The 20,655-nt window shown below is 30.1% G+C and carries 18 protein-coding genes and 3 tRNA genes; 11 read left to right on the top strand and 10 right to left on the bottom strand.

What is annotated here, in order from left to right; translation table 11 throughout:
- The first annotated feature begins 90 nt into the window (after positions 1-90).
- From IW20_RS21170 to IW20_RS21150, 5 genes are all read left to right on the top strand, one after another.
- Positions 91-165 (top strand) — tRNA-Val (locus IW20_RS21170).
- Between the two features lie 90 nt (positions 166-255).
- Positions 256-329 (top strand) — tRNA-Arg (locus IW20_RS21165).
- A gap of 292 nt (positions 330-621) precedes the next feature.
- Entirely contained in the window at positions 622-2,232 is a 1,611-nt protein-coding gene (locus IW20_RS21160; RefSeq protein ID WP_035627195.1) for a serine hydrolase, read from the top strand.
- A 278-nt stretch (positions 2,233-2,510) separates the two neighbouring features.
- Positions 2,511-2,585, top strand: a tRNA-Val gene (locus IW20_RS21155).
- Between the two features lie 300 nt (positions 2,586-2,885).
- Positions 2,886-3,314, top strand: coding sequence for a DUF5713 family protein (locus IW20_RS21150; RefSeq protein ID WP_205625921.1), 429 nt, complete (start codon positions 2,886-2,888; stop codon positions 3,312-3,314).
- A 141-nt stretch (positions 3,315-3,455) separates the two neighbouring features.
- Here the strand turns inward: IW20_RS21150 and IW20_RS25610 are convergent, their stop codons facing one another.
- Complete coding sequence (locus IW20_RS25610) at positions 3,456-4,532, bottom strand: nuclease-related domain-containing protein (RefSeq protein ID WP_051886084.1); 1,077 nt, start codon at positions 4,530-4,532, stop codon at positions 3,456-3,458.
- A 683-nt stretch (positions 4,533-5,215) separates the two neighbouring features.
- Here IW20_RS25610 and IW20_RS21140 point away from each other — a divergent pair.
- From IW20_RS21140 to IW20_RS21120, 5 genes are all read left to right on the top strand, one after another.
- Entirely contained in the window at positions 5,216-6,193 is a 978-nt protein-coding gene (locus IW20_RS21140; protein ID WP_035627194.1) for a hypothetical protein, read from the top strand.
- Between the two features lie 44 nt (positions 6,194-6,237).
- Positions 6,238-6,723, top strand: a complete 486-nt coding sequence (locus IW20_RS21135; RefSeq protein ID WP_035627192.1) for a DUF4280 domain-containing protein — start codon at positions 6,238-6,240, stop codon at positions 6,721-6,723.
- A gap of 17 nt (positions 6,724-6,740) precedes the next feature.
- Positions 6,741-9,611, top strand: coding sequence for a hypothetical protein (locus tag IW20_RS21130; RefSeq protein WP_035627191.1), 2,871 nt, complete (start codon positions 6,741-6,743; stop codon positions 9,609-9,611).
- 77 nt (positions 9,612-9,688) lie between these two features.
- Positions 9,689-10,552, top strand: coding sequence for a hypothetical protein (locus tag IW20_RS21125; protein ID WP_123869543.1), 864 nt, complete (start codon positions 9,689-9,691; stop codon positions 10,550-10,552).
- Between the two features lie 219 nt (positions 10,553-10,771).
- Entirely contained in the window at positions 10,772-11,521 is a 750-nt protein-coding gene (locus IW20_RS21120) for a hypothetical protein (protein ID WP_035627189.1), read from the top strand.
- Between the two features lie 90 nt (positions 11,522-11,611).
- On the opposite strand, the gene IW20_RS21115 is transcribed toward IW20_RS21120, so the two are convergent.
- The 4 genes from IW20_RS21115 to IW20_RS21100 all read right to left on the bottom strand — a co-directional run bounded on the left by IW20_RS21115 (position 11,612) and on the right by IW20_RS21100 (position 14,649).
- On the bottom strand, positions 11,612-12,049 hold the full coding sequence (locus tag IW20_RS21115) for a hypothetical protein (protein ID WP_035627183.1): 438 nt from the start codon (positions 12,047-12,049) through the stop codon (positions 11,612-11,614).
- A 163-nt stretch (positions 12,050-12,212) separates the two neighbouring features.
- The gene (locus tag IW20_RS21110) at positions 12,213-12,791 is read right to left on the bottom strand and encodes a hypothetical protein (protein WP_035627181.1); all 579 of its coding nucleotides are present in this window, start codon (positions 12,789-12,791) and stop codon (positions 12,213-12,215) included.
- Positions 12,792-13,002: 211 nt separating this feature from the next.
- Entirely contained in the window at positions 13,003-13,347 is a 345-nt protein-coding gene (locus IW20_RS21105; RefSeq protein ID WP_035627179.1) for a hypothetical protein, read from the bottom strand.
- A gap of 69 nt (positions 13,348-13,416) precedes the next feature.
- A complete protein-coding gene (locus tag IW20_RS21100) occupies positions 13,417-14,649 on the bottom strand; it encodes a serine hydrolase domain-containing protein (RefSeq protein ID WP_035627177.1) in 1,233 nt (410 codons plus the stop codon).
- Positions 14,650-14,841: 192 nt separating this feature from the next.
- Here IW20_RS21100 and IW20_RS21095 point away from each other — a divergent pair, with 192 nt between their 5' ends.
- Positions 14,842-15,294 (top strand): hypothetical protein, encoded by a 453-nt coding sequence (locus IW20_RS21095; RefSeq protein WP_035627174.1) that lies wholly within the window; start codon positions 14,842-14,844, stop codon positions 15,292-15,294.
- Positions 15,295-15,319: 25 nt separating this feature from the next.
- On the opposite strand, the gene IW20_RS21090 is transcribed toward IW20_RS21095, so the two are convergent.
- The 5 genes from IW20_RS21090 to IW20_RS21065 all read right to left on the bottom strand — a co-directional run bounded on the left by IW20_RS21090 (position 15,320) and on the right by IW20_RS21065 (position 20,608).
- Positions 15,320-16,777 (bottom strand): FAD-dependent oxidoreductase, encoded by a 1,458-nt coding sequence (locus IW20_RS21090; protein ID WP_035627227.1) that lies wholly within the window; start codon positions 16,775-16,777, stop codon positions 15,320-15,322.
- Between the two features lie 421 nt (positions 16,778-17,198).
- Positions 17,199-17,774, bottom strand: a complete 576-nt coding sequence (locus IW20_RS21080) for a hypothetical protein (protein ID WP_035627225.1) — start codon at positions 17,772-17,774, stop codon at positions 17,199-17,201.
- A gap of 22 nt (positions 17,775-17,796) precedes the next feature.
- Positions 17,797-18,546 carry a hypothetical protein gene (locus tag IW20_RS21075; RefSeq protein WP_035627169.1) on the bottom strand — a complete coding sequence of 250 codons (750 nt, stop codon included), beginning with the start codon at positions 18,544-18,546 and terminating at the stop codon, positions 17,797-17,799.
- On the bottom strand, positions 18,547-19,032 hold the full coding sequence (locus IW20_RS21070; protein ID WP_051886083.1) for a glycine-rich domain-containing protein: 486 nt from the start codon (positions 19,030-19,032) through the stop codon (positions 18,547-18,549).
- A gap of 79 nt (positions 19,033-19,111) precedes the next feature.
- On the bottom strand, positions 19,112-20,608 hold the full coding sequence (locus tag IW20_RS21065) for a S41 family peptidase (protein ID WP_035627167.1): 1,497 nt from the start codon (positions 20,606-20,608) through the stop codon (positions 19,112-19,114).
- Positions 20,609-20,655 lie beyond the last annotated feature (47 nt).

Genomic DNA, 20,655 nt, shown 5'->3' with positions numbered 1-20,655 from the left:
TGAAATTATTTTAAAAAAAGGCTTGCAGATACGAAATCTAGCTGTATATTTGCACTCGCAATCAGATAACGATTGCAACCTAGTAAAATAGGGCGATTAGCTCAGCTGGTTCAGAGCACCTCGTTTACACCGAGGGGGTCGGGGGTTCGAACCCCTCATCGCCCACAGAAGACTCCTTACGAAATTAAGGAGTTTTTTTATGTCTTTCCTCGCTTGTACTTTAACGTTGGGTATGGATTGCTAATTTACACAATTGGCCTCGTGGCGCAACTGAATAGCGCACTTGATTACGGCTCAAGAGGTTACTGGTTTGAATCCAGTCGAGGTCACTCTTAAAAAAAAGTTAAAACGAAAGTTTTAGCTTTTTTTTTTTTTTTTTGCCTTTCCCTATCATCTATTAACTGTTATAGACATGTTCAAATATAAAACTTGCTTCAGTAAAGTTATTTACTCTATATAAATAAAGCAAGATATTATTGGATGTGTTGGCTTGGCTTGTGCTTTGAATTTTGCTTGGAAATTCAGTTATGAATTTTTATTTGTAATCTTTTATTATAAATTTACGCAACTGTAACAAAGGATAAACCGTTAGTTGGAATTCAATAAAGAATCAAAAAAAACATGAAATCAATTCAATCAATAACTTTTATTTTATTATTTATAACACAATTGGTTTTTGCACAAAGTAAGAAAGAAAAATTAGAACAACTTTTTGAATTTTACAATCAACAAAATCTATTTAACGGTTCTGTTTTTATTTCTGAAAAAGGAGAAACTTTACTAAATAAAGGTTATGGATTATCAAATGTAGATTTAAAAAAGGAAAATAAAGCTAACAGCATTTTTCAAATATACTCCATTACAAAAACTTTTACAGCAACGGTAATTTTAAAATTAGTAGAAAAAAAAAAACTTTCATTACAGGATAAACTTTCAAAGTTCTATCCAGATTATCCTGATGCAAGTACTATTTCAATTGAAAGTTTGCTAACCCATACCTCTGGAGTTTATGACTATACTAGAGGGAATGATATGAAAGACCAAACGGAAAAATCATTTATTGAATTTCAAAAAACAAAACCTTTGGATTTTCCAGTTGGAACTGATTGGAGTTATTCTAACTCGGGATATTATTTTCTGGGCTATGTAATTCAAAAAGTTACTGGAATAAGTTACGAAAAAGCAATTGAAAAATACATATTTAAACCATTGAAAATGAAGCAAAGTGGTTTTGCTTTTAAAAATCTAAAAAGTGAAAATAAAGCCACTGGCTATGAGATTTTTTCTGAAAAAGAACAAAAACCATCGATTGTTTATGATCCACCTATGCCTTTTGCAGCTGGTGGAATATACTCAACTGTTGAAGACTTAAACAAATATTACAATGGACTAAAAAATTACAAAATTATCTCCAAAAAAAGTTTAGAAAAAGCATATACACCTTTCAAAAAAAATTATGGTTATGGCTGGATTACAATGCGAATGTTTGGAAAAATGACAGTTGGTCATAGTGGTTATGGAGCTGGTTTTTGTAGCAATTTTGTTCAAATTCCCGAAGATGATATCTGCATTATACTGCTTACAAATACAGAAAGAGGTCTAGACACTGCTACTTATGCTATTATAAAAACTTTGTATAATTTGTATAATAAAGATTATAAAATTCCAATTGTAGCCAACATGAGCTCAGAAACTTTAAAGCAATATGAGGGAGCTTATGAAGTAGAAAACAATTTTGTAATTTACCTTACAGTTGAAAACAATAAATTAAAACTGCAAAGTGGAAACGGACCCACAACTATTCTATATCCTGTAAAAGAAAATTTATTTTACGCTGAAGAATTAATGGGTGATGTAATTTTTGAAAGAAACAAGACTTCACAAATAGAGTCATTAAGTTTTCATGTAGGAAATCAACTAAAAAAAGCAACAAAAATATTTCCTTCTTGGGGAATTGTAGGAACTGCCACAGAAAAAGGCTGGGAAGGTCCTGATGCAAAACTTTTTGAAACTGAAACAAAAGGAATTTGGACAATTAAAAATGTGACTTTAAAAACAGGAGAGCTTAAATTTCGTTTTAATGACGATTGGACTTTAAATTTTGGAAAAGATATGAGCGACGGAATAATGCCAAAAGGAGATAATATAGAAATTTTAACAGGCGTTTATGATATTATTTTGGACATAACTGATTACGAAAAACCAAAATACAAAATTTTCAAGAAAAGTTAAAAAATAACCTACAATAGCTAAGGGATTCGTTGCCGTGCGTAGCACGAACAATGATGGACTTGATACTATTTTTGCCATAAAAAAACACATAGTCCCAATAGCTATCGGTGTAGACAAAGAATTACAAAGTTTAATTAAATAGTTTTTAGAACTTTACAGTTAAATCAGGCTATCGCAGAAAAAAACTTTGAAATTATTTTAAAAAAACGCTTGCCAATACGAAATCTAGCTGTATGTTTGCACTCGCAATCAGATAACGATAGCAACCTAGTAAAATAGGGCGATTAGCTCAGCTGGTTCAGAGCACCTCGTTTACACCGAGGGGGTCGGGGGTTCGAACCCCTCATCGCCCACAGAAATTTACAAACCTTCAAAGTCATTTGATTTTGGAGGTTTTTTTATTGTTCGAAAAAAATGTTCTTTTTATGTAATTCTGTGAAAATCCGAATTCAATGAAATAAAAGATTCGTAGTTCTTAAGGATTAGATCATTGCTATAAAGATTAAACTTTTGCACTCAATTAAGTGTTAATAGTATGAAGTAATTTAAAAGTTATAATTAAGTATTTATAAAGAATTGTTTCTATATTAGTAAAGAAATAATGTCTGATATATTATGAGAACAATATATGAGTTAGCACTAATTTTATAAAAATGAAAGGTTATATAATAGCAATAGTATCCCTGATTTTGATTTCTTGCAATGGTCAGCAATCGAAAAATAAAGACATAATAATAACTCAGAAGGATTTAAAAAATGAGAGAATGAAAGATTATGTTTTTTTAAAAGATATGAATGCCGATTCATACTTTCCAAAATTTCTTGTTGATAAAGTAAAGACAATACTTATTGGCCTCTGTTTTGACATCGAAAAAGGATCTCCAAAAAATCTGGCTGAACTCTATATATTAACGCATTCTGCAACAATAAAAATAAATGAATTGCAGGATGAATTTTTTGAGCATGGCAGTGAAATTGAAACCGGTGCAAGAGAATCGATTGGACAAGATTTTGATATTATTGCAAAATCTTATGGATTTAATGCGGATACAGAAGAAATAATCGCGCCTAGGGAATGGTAAAACCTGTACATATATTGAAAAAACAAAATTTATTTAAGTGTAAGTTTTTTCAAATTCTGCAAAAAAAATGGGTGGTAACTAGGTCCTAAATATCACAAAGAAACTCCTTAAGAAATTAAGGAGTTTTTTTATGTCTTTATTTCATTCATTAATCCGCAAAATCATATCGGCAATTCTCTTAGTCTCAGTATGTGAAAATATTGGTTTAAAATAGTTTATATAACTAAGAAGTTCGTTAACAGTCAAAATCTTTACATACTGAAATTCCTCTTTTGGCTTTGTGTTTGTAAAGACAATTAGATTTTTGATTGGTATTTTTTTGTCGCCCCAATGATGTCCATCTAATCGTAAATGATAATTACTTAGTTCATTATTTAGTAGATAAAATAATGCAAAGCTCGTTCTCTGAATTTGCTCTACTGGTGAACGTAAAGTCAAATTTTCCAATGATTTTTCACTCCAATTCTTTGTCTCAATAAGAAATATTCCAGATGGACCTATAAGGATATGATCAATCTGAACAGATTTTATATAATCATTTTCATTTCTATTATAGATTGCAGGTGAAAATGAAAATGCAAAGTCATTAATTAAAAAATATTCGTCTGATAGAGTTTCTAATGTTTTAACTACTTTATGCTCTCCTAGTGCACCATAAATGTAACTATTGAGTTTATCTATTGTCGTTTTTTTTCTTTCAAGCTCTGATAAAGGATATTGAGTACTTTGCTTTACTGCTTCACTAAAATGGGAAGTTATAAATTGATAGCGATTGCTTTTGACTTGATAATCTTCAACAAGTTTACTTATTGATATTTTTACTTTACTTTCAAAATTATATTCTTCGTGTTTAATTTTTCTTTTATAGTTCCAATGTCTTAAGTCATTAGCTAGTTTCTGAAAAAAATTTGTTGAAGCATTGCTAGATGATATATTGAGTTGGTGTTTCAGGCTATCAATTTCGTTTGTCAATATTTGAATTGATTGTTGCCTTTGTATTTCGATTACTGTGTCTAAATTCGGTAGATCTATGTTAAGTATATTTTTTTCTTCCTCAATCAAATTTTCGTGGTGAGAAATTAATTGTTGACGGGAAATTGTATATGATTTTTGAAAATCAATAACCTCTTTTAATGATTTAAAGTCATAGATTTTGTTTTTCTCTAAATGTAATTTTAAAGTCGTCAGTGAGCCAATCTTATTATAAGTCCTGCACATTCTGTCTGCCAGTTGTTAATTATTGGATTTCATTACTTATTATTGCCTGCGACCTAATTATTTCAGTCATAAGATGGCGTCAATACAACTTTTTTTAAGTGGTTTTGAGCTATATGATGACTTTTCTTCAAGCTAATATAAGAAATGTTTTTACTACAATTTATCATTTTTTTACGATAAATAAAAGGATTTTCATTATTGCCTCATTGATTTTTTTATAATGTAGAAAATGATTCGGAAGGACTGCTTAATTAAGAGTTTTAATTGGATAATTATGTTGTTGTATATTTTTTATAAAATCACTAAATGTGGGTATTGTTATCTGTAATAAAATCATATACGTTTGAAAGATTATTTTTACATAATTAAATTTTTGTATACCTTTAAAAATGAGTAGATTGAGATGGTTGGAGTGTAGTGCTCTTAGCTGAAAAAACTCTAAAAAAAAAGTGATAAAACAATAAGGTTATTAGAAATGTAGAAGAAAGTATCTTAAAAAGGATAATCCAAATCAATCAAAATTACTGATTGTTAATTTTAGATATCTAGTGATGTAAGAGAAATATATATGGTATTTGCGAAAAGCATTACACTAAACCAATTAATTGATTTAGATGATTATAAAGAAAACAAACTGGATGCATGATTAGGAACAAATAATTTAGCTACGATAATTTAAAAATATGTCCGATTTAAAAAAGGTGTTATCAGAAAAAGATAATACAATACAGTTTAATCCTTTTAGTCAAAATAGAGTTTATGGTTTTATGCTGCAAAATTTTGAGAATGATAAGTTAATTAGCACTATACATTATACAGTAGAAATGGCATGCATTCTAAGCTACACAAGCAATACTTTTTCTTTTGAAATAAATAGAAATCAAACTTATATTGATAATCTTGCACCTGATTTGAAGATAGATCAAATAGCTGATAGCTGTTCGCAAGCAATCTTTCCAATCAAAATAAAAGTAAGTGAAGAAGGAGAAATCATAGAAATCGCAAACCATAACGATATTAAAAAAAGATGGTTTCCTATAAAAGAAAGACTATCACAGTACTATAAAGGAAATTTAGTTCCTGAAATACTACACAAAGCAGAGTCAGTTTTAAGCAGTAAAACTTTATTAGCGGAGTCAATTTACAAAACATGGTTTTTTCATTTATACTTCAAACCAATATATACTGACTATAGTAAAGATGAATCACTAAATTACATTTGGGAATCACCTGTATTCGGAAACCAAATCATCACTTATAGTGTGCAACAGTCTATAGAAGAATATTATTCTGCAACAGATAAAATTTTCATCAACGTAGAAGGAAATTCAGTAGACAAAAGATCAATTCAAGAAGTTCTGAATCAATTTAGCTACCCTAAATCTGAAATGTCTGGAATTAAAATCAAGCCTTTAGAATCTGAAATGAAAGTACAATATAAATTGTATGGCGAAGACCGAAGCATTTTTTCGATAATTGGAACTTATAAAACGATAATTACCGACAAAAAAATAAAAAGAACTCAAATAGAAATTTATCATTTACCCGAAAATAATTCTTTCAGACCTTTATCTAAGCCTAAACAAAACAAAACCACATTTTGGCAACAAGAAGATGAACCAGTCAAAAAAAAGGTTGGTTTTTGGAGTAAGTTGTTTTAAAATAGATAAACCCCCAAGCTAAAATAAACAAACCCCTATTTATTATGTCTGAAAAACATTTTGTAGTTCAAGGAGCAACATGCCAATGTAAGTTTAGTGTTGAGCCGAAAACGGATAAACTAAAAGTAAAAACTCAATCTAAGCATTATGCAAATGATAAAGATGGAAAAGATAAACTTATTGCTTCAGATAAAGATATTGGACAAACATTAGAGAAAAACACTTTTGGTAAATGCAAAATGCAACCCAACGGAAGTGGAGATTATTTGCCGTGTAAAGCAACAATTACAAAATGGAGTGGTTTTTATGAAAAAATGATTTTATCTAATCAAGGTAAAATATTATTAGAAGACAGCAAGGGAACTTGTCCTATTGGAGGTCCAGATTGCATTTCTGTAAAAGATCATGGGCAAACATCAGAAGTGACCAAAAAAAATGTAGAGAATAGTAAACCCGAGGTGTTAAATGAAATCTTTCCAGGTGTAAATTTTGAAGATTTAGGAAATGCTGTTTTAATGATTGAGAAGTAAAATAAAAGAGATTAAATATGAGTAAAAATTTACATATTGTTCCAAAAATGCCACTTCCCAAAGATCAAAAATTTGATAAAGCAATGGGATGCTTAACATTATCTAAAGCAGGTGCTTTTACAGTCGAAATTGTACCCACAAAAAGATTCCATAAAGACGCTCCCGAAAAGTTGCCTCCCTTTAAAATGTTAACTCAAGAAGAGGTTTGGAAAATGCCTGATTGGGGTGATAGAAAGATGTATGTTGCTGATCTTGAAAAACGAAAGGCTGAGGAAGCTCAATACATCAAAGACAGAGAAGCTTATAATCAAAAAAACCTTGAAGAACTTTCTACTCTTAGTTGGTGTTGGGAAGTGGTTGGAAATGGTATAGGCAGCAGAATTTTGAATCACAACTCTGACTTTACTATAGGAATGCCCAAAGATAATGAAGAAAGCATTACTTTTCCTGAAATTCTCGTAGGGGGTGGTTTTGCATGGCTTGAAGTTTTTACTAAAAACGATCCAGCTTTAGGAGACATACCGAGTGGCATATTTGTTCGCGCTACTGGAGTCCCTCAAATCGTTAGAATAGCTTGGACGGATCTTGATTGTAACCCAATTACAAACAAAGTAAAATTTGGATCTAAAGTTCTTTTAAATATTTATACAACTCATCTTTACGGACAAGACGTAGAAATTGGATTATGGGATAAGGATACAGCAGATCCAGATGATTTGTTACCAATCTCTAATAAAAACAATTTTGATAGTGAAGTATTAATCCATAAACTACTTCCTAATGAAGTAAATAAAACTGGAATTTCGGGTGGTATAAAGATAAATGGAAAAGAAGAATCACATGTTCAAAAAATAAGAATTCCTGTTTTAGTTGATGTAAGATGGATGCTTTCGGCAGGAAGTAAGCTAAAAATTTATCCTACAGTAAAATCTAAGGAAACGGGAGAATTTTTTAAAATACCCAAAGATTGTTTTTTAGAAGTAGCTATAGATGGTGAAAAACATGAGACAGTAATAGAATCAACCAATAATCCTGCTTTTGTAGGAAAAGTAGAAACTAATATAGCAAGTTTTAGACCCTGCCGATATGATAAAATTGAATTAAAAAAACAAGACAAAGAAGGGAATACTATTCTTTTTGATTCATCAATAAATGAGCAAAGAGCAATAAAAACTTTAGCAGTAGAAATAGTAACAGGAAAGAAAGAAACTTACTTGTTAGACTTCGATTTTCAAACATTAGAGTGCGATAAGAAACCCAAGCATACTACTCAGGAAATAACAATACTTACGATTCCAAAGGAATATGAGTTGAAAATTGACCCAAGCTCTAAAGCCGAACATAAGGTTAAAAAGGAAGAAAAAGAATTAGTAAAATCAGAATCAAGTAGCAATTCCTCAGTTATGGGAATGAAAACGACAAAAAAAGAAACTGTCGCTACAGAAAAAGGCATTGTTACTGTTAGACAAAAACAAATAGAGTTTGATGCGTTTTACAACTACGATATTCCACAAGATGCTAATGCTGCTACAACTTTTTATAAAGCAATGAAATATTTTTGGCTGCCGAATTTAAGCGCAGATAAAATTCATAAAATCACAGCAATTGCCAATACCTGTGCTTTCCAACAAAATGTAAATATTGCCATATATCCTGACATTAAATGGACATTAAAATTTGGGTTTAATGTCGAAAAAGAAGATATAGAAAAACTAAACAGAAAAGGAGGAACATTTGCACCATTAAAAACGTATGAAGATAGGGCTGAAGAGAAGGATAAAGCTGACTTTGAATCAAATAAAAACAATACGGAAAAAGTCAATGAAGAGAACCTAAGGCGAAAAGAAACCTTGGACAGAGCCGGAAAATACTTTACCGATAAGTACAAGCTAAAACCAAAGAAAAAAGAAGTTGCTCCAGTAGAAAAAGGAACAAGTTTGAAAAAACTTTTAGAGATATTACAAAGAATAACGGTGTCTTTAGAAGAGGAACATTATGGCGGTGATGTTAAGAATGAATTAACGGAAGATTTTGTAAAACAACTTTATGAACAATTTAGATCTGTAACCTCATTAGTAAGAAAAGCAGTAGGGATTATAGAAGGTGATTTTGATGAAAAGAGCTATAGTCCATCGCAGGAAAAAAGTATCGATGGTTTGATGGAGAAACTCAAAAGAAAAACCGTTGAATATGAAATACTATATCCTAAATTTTCGTTTGCAGGTTCATGGTATTATGAACAATTAGATGCTAACGAATATCCTGCATTAGCAGGTAGGCAAGGATTAGGTATTGATTTGGTATTAGATGCCGCACCTCTTATAGGTGTATCAATAAAATGGGATATTTTAGAACTATTATGTCGCAGACATCCTATAGCCTATGCAATATTAAAAGCAATAGATGCATTATTATATATACTCGCAGATGATGAAAGTGCAATAAAATGTGATTTTACAGTTAGTGGCCAAATAGATACCACTGTTGATTTGCAACTTAATTGTTTAGCTGGTTTTAAGGATTTTAATGTAAAAGGGAAAAGCGCCATAGAGGCAGAAATCAAATTAGAATTATTGATTAGTAATACCTGGAAAGCATTTTCTTATGAAGTGATTGTTAAACGAGGATTTGGAGGTGGTGTAAAAGCCGGACTTGGTATTACAGATTTATTTGGAGTAGATAATGAAGGAATTTATGTTCAAAAAATACTAGAGTTCGAAGGTATTACGTTATCCTTTAGTGCTACTGGAGTATTTAAAATTGTTAAAGAAAGTGGAAACAGAAAAGCTCCAGTCATTGATGTTGGTGGAGAAATAGAAGGGGAAATCACTTTTTTAAACCATAAGTTTGAAACACCTAAAATATATTTTAATAAAATATTATCATGAAAAAAATAATTACTTTATTCTGTTTAAGTATAAGTTTATTGAGCTGCGCTCAAAAAGAAGTAAAAAAAGAAAATATTATGAGCAAAGAGAACATTCAAAAAATTGCAACTATTTATAAAGAAGTAAAATTATACGATTACAATCCTAGTTACACGCTGCACATAAATAAGGCAGGTGGTTTTAGCTATGAATTTTTAATTAACGATTATCCTGTTGATAAAAAATATGAATCAGGTACAAGAACTGGTTCTTTCCCTATTAATCCTGCATTATTAAAATCAGGAATGCAAAAAGTGACCATACGAATGACTCCCCCGGTAGATAAAAATTTTGACATGGGGAAGCTAATAGATCCTGATTATTCCGAACTTGAATTTAGAATAACTAAAGGAGATTATAAGAGAGACAAAGCTGCACAACATGTTGAAGTTTTTAAATATACCATGTCTAAACTCAAAGAAGCATTACCATACTATGAGATAAACTTGGAATTTGAAGCTAAGCTCCCTTATCAATTGAAAGGGTGGGAAAACAGCGTAGATTTAAGTAAGGAAGATAGTAAAGATCTGAAATTAGAAGTTGAAAAATTTTATAAAGAAATGATCAAAACCTATGAAGGAAAAGACATTAATACTCTAGCTGGAAATTATTATAATAGAACTCTAGAACTTCAGCAAGCAGGTTTTGAAAACAAGCCTGATGATACTCAGATAATAATAGATGAGTGGATAAAAGATTTGAATGATACAAGACCTTTTATATTTGATCAATATAAGATGAAGTTTTATGGTAATGGAAAAATGGTAGCTCTTGTCAAAACAGATAAATATTACTTGAATTTTTCCTCATTGATGAGAGAAGATGCTAATGGAAATTACACCTGTTATGGGCTTATATTGCACCGTCCACGTGCAGGAGGATCATTAGAAGTAATCAGATAAAGAGTTTAAATAATATTGTCAATTGAAAATATAAAAGGGAAACAGAAGATAATTCCAATTTGATTAATTTAATAGCACAGTCATAGAAATTGAAAGCTTTTAAAATGAGGTTATGATTTTAATAAAAAATATCGTTTTTTACATTAGTACCAATAACAAATATAAGTTGTTCGCAAAAAACAATAATAAAATAGAAAAATTTAGCCTAAAGAATATAAAATGAATTCAATAACAAAAAAACACAGCTTCTTTTTTATCACAATTTTCATTTTTAATTTGAGTTATTCTATTCTTTATTTGTTTAAGTTTTACTCTAAAGATTTTTATGAAAAAGAAGGAGCTGATATTATGAATTTATTATTTTTTCAAGTATCATCAATAATATTACTTATATTTTTTGCGATATTGAATCCTTTAAATCTATTTATCCAAACAAAAAAAGGAATAGAAAATCGAATAAAGCAAAAGAAGGAATATTTTGATATAAAGGGGTATAATATTATATCATTAAGCAACAAATTAACTCCTTTTTTAATTACTTTCCTTTTTACCTTATTCAACACATTTATAATTATTTTATTAATCTTAACTATTAGCCTTATAGGAATACCAGTTTTAGAAGTTTTAAAATTTCCATTTAGATTTGCAAGAAATTTAAATGAATCTGAATTATATTATGGTGTTTATAGTTTTTTATTTTTGAACATCGGATATATACTTTTTAATCCCAAAAAATCTGCTGAACTATATTTGTTAAAATTCAAAGTTTATATTAACTCTGGAATTGTTGCATTTTGTATATGTGCCTTTTTTATACTATTCAATATGTTTTTTTATTTTTCAGCACAAGACGTTAGTAACGATGTCTTCACTGATAAAGCTAAAATAGCATATGCAATGTTTTTTAACATTGCCTTTGTTGCTAATAATTATTTAGCCGAAAAGGGGTATTTAAAAATTGATGATTGAGCTAATAAAAAAATATAGTGCAGAAATGCTCTCTGCGCTTATCATATCTTGTGTAACTAAGCCTGCAAATTACTAGAAACGGTTGTTTCTTTATTTACTTTCGTTATATAAATTCATTTTCCAAGTTCCATTTCCGGGACGATAAAAAACGGGAATAACACCAAATAAAAAACCTAATGTTTTTTTGAATTTCCAAGTTCCAATAATTTCAGTTTCATTTTCGGATAAGGTTCCATAATAATATAATACTGGATGTTTTCCTTTAATGTTTTTTCTTTCTCCTTTAGCATCTATCTGATTATGTACAGGCATCATTTTTTTGAATGAAATTTTATTATTTACAATTTTTCCCGTAATTTCTCCAGTTTCTTCCATTCCTCCAGTTTTGATATCATCATTTACAATTCCATCAAAATTAATTCCATCAAAATTTTCAATTATAATTTCAAAATCAGTTTTTTCAAAACCAATTGCTTTTTGTATTCTTTCATTTTCAAACTTATAATAACCTTTCCAATTTCCTACCATTTTTTTATTTTAGTTTCTATTTTTGATTTAAGTCGGTTTTTGGTAAACTATACTTTTTTAAAAGTCTATCTTAATTATAAAATTTGTTTTGTCAAAATTGCGTATTTGTTTTATGCATAACCTTTTACCTAACCATTCTATAATTTGTTAATTCGATTGATTCTTATTTTTTATTTAATAGATTATCAAATTCTTCTTCTGCTTCGTCAATTCCTAATAATCTACTTTCAAAAACTCCTGTATATTCTACATTATCAATTGTAATTCTTTCAAATTCATTTTCTATAATTCTTAAATATATTTTCTTTGGTTTTTCATTTCGGGTTATTGTATAATCAATAATTTCAAATTCATTTTTAAATTTTCCTCCACTAAATTCTTGTTCAATGACAGTTTTGAAAGTTAACTTTTTTAAACTTATGAGTTTATTCTCTTTTGTGATATTTTTCCAAACTTTTTTTTCAATTTTCCCAATATTACTTTCTTCAAACTCATATTTAGTATTTTTGTCCAAATCATATTTTGAAACAGTTTTTAATATTTTGCTAAACTCGGGTAAACTTAAAAACTTATGGGTTTTGTTATTAAACACATTTCCGTGTTCATCTTCCATTTCATATTCGCTACTAATTTTTAAACAAGTTTCTGAAAATCCTGTTTCAATATCTTGGTCTTGAAGTTTTACAAAAGAACATAATACAAGGAATGAAGGAAATAGAATATTTTTTATTTTGAATTTCATAATTTATATTCTGCTTTGGAAATATTATTATTATTATTATTATTATTATTATGGTTTTTGTTTCTCGAAAGTAATGTACATCTTCTCAATTTATTGTTTTTTATGATAGGTTCAAAATATACAAACTTACTTGTCAATCTATTATAATAGGTTTAGGTAGATTTCTCCTTTAATAAAATACGTTGAAAACTCGATTCATAATGTAGTTGTCTTATCCAATTTCTATATACTCGGATTTGCCTTTGTCGTTTCCGTTTGTGAGCCATTCCCAATTTAAAGATAATTTGATTTTGTTATTTTCCGTCAACTCGATTTTTGCTATTGCTTTTCCTGCTTTCAATTGATTATCTGTTGTTAAGCATTGATAAAGCATATTTAATTCATCACCTTTTAATTCAGCAATAACTTTTCCGTACCTTATAGTTCCTCCAAAATAATCGGCAGTAACAAGATTGTCGTTTTGTTTGTAATTAAAAATAGTTTCTGTATTTACTTGGCCGTTATCGGAATTTTGAATAAGTGCAAACTTTTTATTATTAAAATTAAAGTCAATCATTTTGTTGGTTTTAGTTATATTGGTAGTTGCTAAATTTACTGTTAGGTCGTTTATGACTGCAGCAGGTTTTTATTTTTTAATTGTATTTTGATAATCTGATAAGGATTTCCATATTAGCTCTATTTCTGGCCAAACATTAGCGGTAAAATCTGTATCAGTATTTACTAGAACGATTGTACCTGTTTTTGTTATAGGATTAAAGTACATGGCTGTAAATACTCCTGGATCAGAACCGTTATGACCAATCAGATCATTTTTGATGTTTAGAAAAGAATCACGAAATTCAATAAAAACGCCATATTCTTCTTTTTTTCCATCGCTGGAAAATGTTTGTTTCTCGAAGAGTTTCTTGTAACTTCCTTTCTTTAAAAGTTTTCCTTTTCCTTCATATCCTTTTATGAGTTCTGTTAAAAATAACCCTAAGTCCTTGCTCGATGTTAGAAATCCACCGTCAGGATATGTTATAAGCGAATACTCGGCAATCATTTTATCTTTGTTGGCAAATAATCTCGAACGTTTACTAACATCGATATCTTTTGATGACCAACCAGAGGAATTCATTTTTAAAGGTTTTAAGATATTTTCTTTTGTAAATGAAGCATAATCTTGTCCCGTTGCAGATTCTATTACTAAAGCGCAAAGAGCAGCAGCTATATTCGAATATTCTCGCTTTTCTCCCGGTTCACTATTTAAAAATGTGTTTTTTGAATACCATTTTCCATTTTCAGTAAGACTATTTTGCATGAAATCTAATAATGGAATATAGCTTTCGGGTTTATTGAAGTAGTCGTAAACACCTTCATTTTCATCATGTTTACTTTTTGTCAAAACATACGATTTTGCATAGACTTCATCAAGATCAGTAATTGAAGATGTATGATAAGCCAAATGTTTTATTAAGATTGGAATTTCAGGATGATTTGGATTGACAATCTTGAATGGCAAGTATTTATTAATCGGGTCGTTTATATTTAACTTTCCTAATTCTTGTGCTTTAAATAAAGATATTCCTATTAGTGTTTTTGATATTGAAGCTATGTTTTGAATTGTATTTGATGTGTATGCCTTTTTTTGCTCTATATCTGTAAATCCAAAACCTTTATCATAAATTAATCCCTTTTCATTTACTACGGAAACTGAAAACCCAATTATGGCCCCTTTTTTATAAGCTAAATTTAAGTTTTTGGTTAGTGTATCATTTTTTGAAATATTATTTTTTTCGGTTATTCGATCAGTTTCATTTTTTTGTTTAAATGAAAAGATTAGTATTGAAAGTAAAAGGATTAAGAATGTTTTTTTCATTGTTTGTTATATTATTATAAAGATAACGGTTCAATTGTTTTACGTTTCTCGCTCTGTAAAGACTTGAAATTTCGTATTGACTAAGATAGAAAAATAGATTAAAAGTTAAGAGTTCAAAAAAAATAAAAAGTATATTGGTACAAGCATAAAGTCAGGAGACTTCAGTTTTACTTTAGAAAAAACTTAATTCACATGAAATATTTGTTTCTCACTATCATATGTTTTCTGATTATATCTTGTAAGAATGATGAAGATGTAAAAATTATTAATCAAGATTTAATGCTAGAAGTAGAATCTTTTATTAAAAAAGTCGACAATAATCCTCCTTGTAATTCTAATAATATAATAATTGAAATTTTTAAAAATAAAATTATTATAAGTAATTCAGAACCTGTTTTTGCAAGCTCTTTTTTAGGTTTAACTACTATAAAAAACAGTAAAATTTATTTTTATTCATCTGCGGATTACTCCAATTTTATTATAGCCACAAAAGAATCATCAAAAATTATAAATATTGATGGTAATACTAATGATAATTGCGACCCACCTATGGATATCATATTGTTAATTGATAAAAATGACAGAAATAAATTGTATAATCTACCTCCTCCAAATTTGGAAATCTCAAAAAAAGATGGTGTATAAATCCAACCAACTATTTAAGTTTTATTTACATGTCTTTTTTCTTCAAACATCTTCCTCTCGGCTGGTCACCTTCATGGAGTACAACTTCGGAATGTAGGAACTGTGCGGCTTCAGCTGAATCTTTTACCTTGATAGCACTGCGTTCTAGCATTTCGGCCTCATAATCATTTAAGGCACTTTTTCTAATTCCGGCTTTTCTCCATTGAGATAAAGGTCTGCATTCTTTTGTGATTCCTCTGGCGAGTGATAATGCATCTAGTAGCGCCTGATTTGCCCCTTGTCCTTTAAACGGACTCATTGGGTGAGCAGCATCTCCTATAAGAGTTACTTGCTGTCCTTTTTGTAGCATTTCGGCTTTGAGTAATTCTCTGTCATAAACAGGATAACCTGAAATTTGAGCTTCTTGAGTTGCGGCTACTATCTGAGGGATAGGGGCGTGCCACTGTGTTCTGCGGCAGGCTTCTTCTTTGAGGGCTTGAGTACCTAGGGCACTTAATGCTTTGGCTTCTTCTTCGGGCATTGGGAAGCTAAGTTGCCACATAACCGAATCTGATGTATAAGGCATGATATAAATTCGCTCATTGCCATTGGCAGTTTGAAATACTGTAGCAGAGTCTAATAACGTACTATCAAGGCCTTCGAGAGCGCTTAATGGGCAAATACCTAATATTACAATACAATCTAAATAGCGCAGAGGAGTAGTATCATCGCCAATTAGCGATTTACGTACTAAACTACGAATTCCATCGGCTCCAACTACAAGATCTGCCTTTGCGGTTTTTATCTTCTCGTTTACCTGAAAGCTTAAATCAACAGTTCCGTCTTCAGATTCTTTAAAATCTATTAATTGGTGTCCCCATTGTACCACATCCTGCTTACCTAGTTGCTCAAGTAGCTCTAAGCGCAAAGATTGGCGTGCAATATGTATATTTGATCGTTTGGGAGATGTTTTTACATCAGATTGTATCCATTTTCTAACTCCCCATTCGCCAATTACTTTTCCTTCAGTAGTATGAACGAGATGCCTTGTTGAAACTACGCCATCTTTTAGTTTGAAAATACCCAATCCTTCGATGGCTTTACTAGCTTGTTGTAAAGTGAGTCCGTAGCCCTGAGATCTTGCGGAGAAGTCTTTATCGCGTTCGTAAAGAGTAAAAGGGATTCCGCGGTGTAAGCAAGCTACAGCCAGAGCAACTCCGCCTATACCAGCACCAATAATGGCAACGTGTGGATAATTTTCTTTATCTACAGTAGGAGGACTAGCAGCATGTACCAATCCAGATCCGTGACAGATAGGGCAGGAGTATAAATTTCCTTTAGGTTGAATTGGAGCAGTTCCTTCGCCTTTGTTTTTTTCAAATTGATCGAGTGCCATTTGGTATTGGAGTCGGGCTTTCTTGCTGATTCTTCTGCTTTTTTTGCCACGTCCTTGGCATTCCTGGCAAATAGTCCAGCTTACCTCTTCATTTTCTCCTTTTTCCACTTCCTCTTTTTTCAATTAATGATGACTTTGTTCTGTATGCAAAAATAAGAGTTATAAATCTATGTCTAACCATTTATTTCTCTTGATTGAGTCAAATCTATCTGGGCTTCTTGCATATTTTTGAGTTTATTTACTACATCTTTTTTGTGCTTTCAGAAGTACTCCTTAATTATTAAGAACGTTTTTTATCCGTTACTTTTTTTATTTATATTATTCTTTATCAAAAGAAAAGCAAATACAAAAAATACTATCAGATATAAAATAGATAATCCAAGTTTTTCAAATCTTAGGGTTTCAAAATTAAACTCGTTATAAATTCCTTTTCCTAAAACCAGCATAAAAATTATGTACATAAAGTTCTTCATATAATGTTTATTATTTAATGTTTAATAATTTCGTTTTATTCTATCCGTTTGCTGTTTTACTTTGAACCGATTTTTAATAGTTCGCTATAGATATCATTTAAAAACTTTTGCTGACTAGCATCTTCCTTAAAATAGCGTTGGTAGTTTACACTACAACTCTCTACATCGGAGATGTTTTTTGTATTGAAAGACCAATCATCTGTGTTTTTGACTGTTATTCCTAAATCATTACTACAACTTTGCCACAGTTCAGAGAATTTAGTTTTTTTATCATTACTTAATTTATCAAAGTCAGCATTAACGGTAAAACCTTTCATTTCTGAATTAAAAAATTTGTCAATTGAAGTTACAGGAACTCCACCCCAATTTAATGGTTTCCCAGTTGGAAATTCTATCGTTATAAGATTTTCCTCGTTCATTATTTTATCTTGTTTATCTTCTTTAAAGTACTGTTCTTCATAAACTAGTTTTGTTCCTACTGGAACTACTATTTTCTTAACGACCAATGGTTTTGTCGTAATAAAATAAGGATAATGTGGCGAAGAATTTCCGCCTGTAGGACTCATATTTCCGATGCAACCCGTTAAAAAGAATAAGATGAATAAAGCAGAATAGGGTTTAAAATATTTCATAAGTACTGTTTTTAATTTTTTTTTAATCTCCTCCGCATCCGCTACAACCACTTCCGCAACCACTGCAACCGCTACTACAACCACTGTCAAAACTAGAAGAGTAATCATCAAAACTCCAGGAAGTACTGCAACCACTTGCTCCGTCATTTGTATTAGTTTGATTAATTTGGATTGCTAAATCTTTATCAATTTGATTTAATAGTTCGTAATTAAGATTTACTAACAGAAATATATTTGCTCCAATTATTTTTATTAGTTCAATTGCTTTCTGATTTTCGATGTTTTCGATGTCCGAAAGCTGATTTCCTGCGTCTTGAATTTCTTTTTTAACCTTTTGTTTTAATTCCTTCCCATATTCTGTAAAACTGTACCCATAAAAAAATTGTTGAAAGATGTTTTGAGTAAAGCATTTTTTCAGTGTTGGAGTTTGTATTATATCATTTTTTAAATCCTGTATTGTTATCGATTTTTGATAAGCAATTTTAACCAAATTTGTAAACAATATTTCAACGGTATTATCTGTTCCAAAAGTAGATAGAAATAGTCTTTCGTGATTTTTAGAATCATAGTGTCTATAGTTTTGTCCTATGCCAACATATTTATAGACTCTCACTTTTTCTCTAACATGAAACTGTCTTTCTACTTCAAAGGTTTTTAAAACTTGCTTAAATAATAAATCTATGAAAGTTATTTTTAAAAGTTCTTGCTGAGTTACATTTTCTTTAGTTAATATTAATATCTCTGCAGGGGTTAGTTCAGATAAATATTTCATTTAAAATGGTTTTTTTATAATCCAGTTTCTATCTCGATTTATTCTTTCAAAGTTAATTTCGGTAAATCTTATTTCGCTTGACGGCCAAATATCTCTTGGCAATTCGACTTTGAAAATTTCAAGATATAATTCTTTGGTTTTTTCGTAATAATTGGTGTATTTGCTTTTCTCGGTATCACCGCCTTTTGTAGGCCCGTGATGAATTCTTCTTTTGATGGTGTTTTCGCAAAAATCTTCCCAATAGGATTGCGTGTAGAGTAGGTGTAAGTGCCAAACCTGGTCAACTTGATCCGATGGAGTTAATGGATGGTTTGCAATGGTTAAGAGAAAAATGAATTTTTTGTATTCTAAAATCGCTCGGATAGAATATTCGATTGTCCAGCCATTTTCTCTGGCAAGTCTATCTGTAAAACTAAAAGAAATGTCAGGATCATCGAGCTCAAAATTTTTAATTTCATTCCACAATCTTACTTGTTCGGTATTCATATTTTTATTTAAATATACTAATTTTTGGTTACTATAAAACGACAGTTAATTTGTTTATAGAGAATCAAAAGTAGTATTATTACTTCTTTTTCCCGATTAATCTCAAAGTAAATTTTATGGTGTCATCTTCATTATTTATGAACTCGTCTAAAGTTTGCGATTTGTAAATATCAGGTATAATTCCTCTTCCAAATTTTTGATTCTTTTTCTTAATCACATCTTGTTCTAGATTTACAATAGAAAACGTAGTTGTGATTTTTGAGTTTGGTAATTGATATTCCATAGGAATGTGTCCGTTATGTCCAAAATAACCTCCCATTGTTTCCTGCCCAATAATTGTTGCAGTAGTATTACCGGCAACTAAGGCTGCAAAAAGGGAACCCGCAGAAGCGATTCGCTCGCTAATCAGGAGGTATATTTTTCCTTTAAAAGCATTTTGGTTAGGTTCTATAGGTTTATTGAAACTTTCGGTTTGATAATACTTTCCATTTACTAAAACAGGAAATTCCTCAATCATTTCTTTTTCAAATTCTTGTCTTGCTTTCTCTTCTTCTTTCGGGTCTTCTTCTTCAGGAACTAAATATTTAGGGTACGGAATTTTATTAAAACTTACATAAGCGGATTTATTTTCTCTAAATTTTTTATTAGCAAGATAAGAGAACAGTAATATATCATTAGGATCAGTTCCGCCACCATTAGTCCTAACATCAATGATTAAATGATCTATTTTATCTTTATTTAATTTGCTAAAGCAGCTATCCAAATAATTTTTATAAACGATATGTTCAGGATCTTTGCTATTTCGTCCTATTGCAAAAGTGTTTACCGTTAGGAGGGCAGTTTTGTTGTTTATTAATTCAAATTTGTATTTATCCTTTTTAATACTGGTATAATAAAGGCTATCTATAGATTTTGAATGGCGATTAAGAAATGCTTCGGATTTAATTTTATCCGAAACACTTTTAATCGTTATGGTTTTAATTTCTGTTTTATAAGGTTCAGAATAATCTACTTTAAAATCTGCTGCAGGACCAAATTCATATTTATAATATCTAGAGAATGCAGCATTAATACCTATAGTTTTACCCGAAATATTGTATCCATCGGTTGTATAATATCTCTTTAATTTTTTTAAAATAGTTTCGATAGCAACATCATTTATTTTATGAATTTTTGATGCTAATGGAATTTCAAAATGACTGGTATTTACAACTAAGTTATTCTGAATTAATTTAAGTGGAATAGGAAAATACCCATCGGATGAAATAAAGTCTTTTTTTGCATCGGCAGGTAAATTGGTTTCATTATGCACGCTTCCTTCAAAATCGGTTAGTAGACAAATGATTCTATAAAATTCAATGGTATTTAATGGTTTTTTAATTTCATTATTTTCCCATGTATAAATGCTATCTATTTGAGCTTTTGTTCTGTATTTATAGAGCCCAGAATTTGCAGATTCGCGTATGTTTCTAAAAGTTGTTAAATCCTCGGTTAATTTTTCGGGTGTAAGTATTTCAATTTGCGAAAATGCAAATTGACAATTAATCAGGATAATAAGTATTAGCTTTTTAGTCATTTTTTTATTTTGATATTCTACAACCTTTCTAATTCTAAAGTGATTTT

The organism is Flavobacterium hydatis, from assembly GCF_000737695.1.
Lineage (GTDB): Bacteria > Bacteroidota > Bacteroidia > Flavobacteriales > Flavobacteriaceae > Flavobacterium > Flavobacterium hydatis.
Note: the sequence above shows the minus strand (reverse complement) of the source record. Positions and strands in the feature narration are given on the sequence as shown.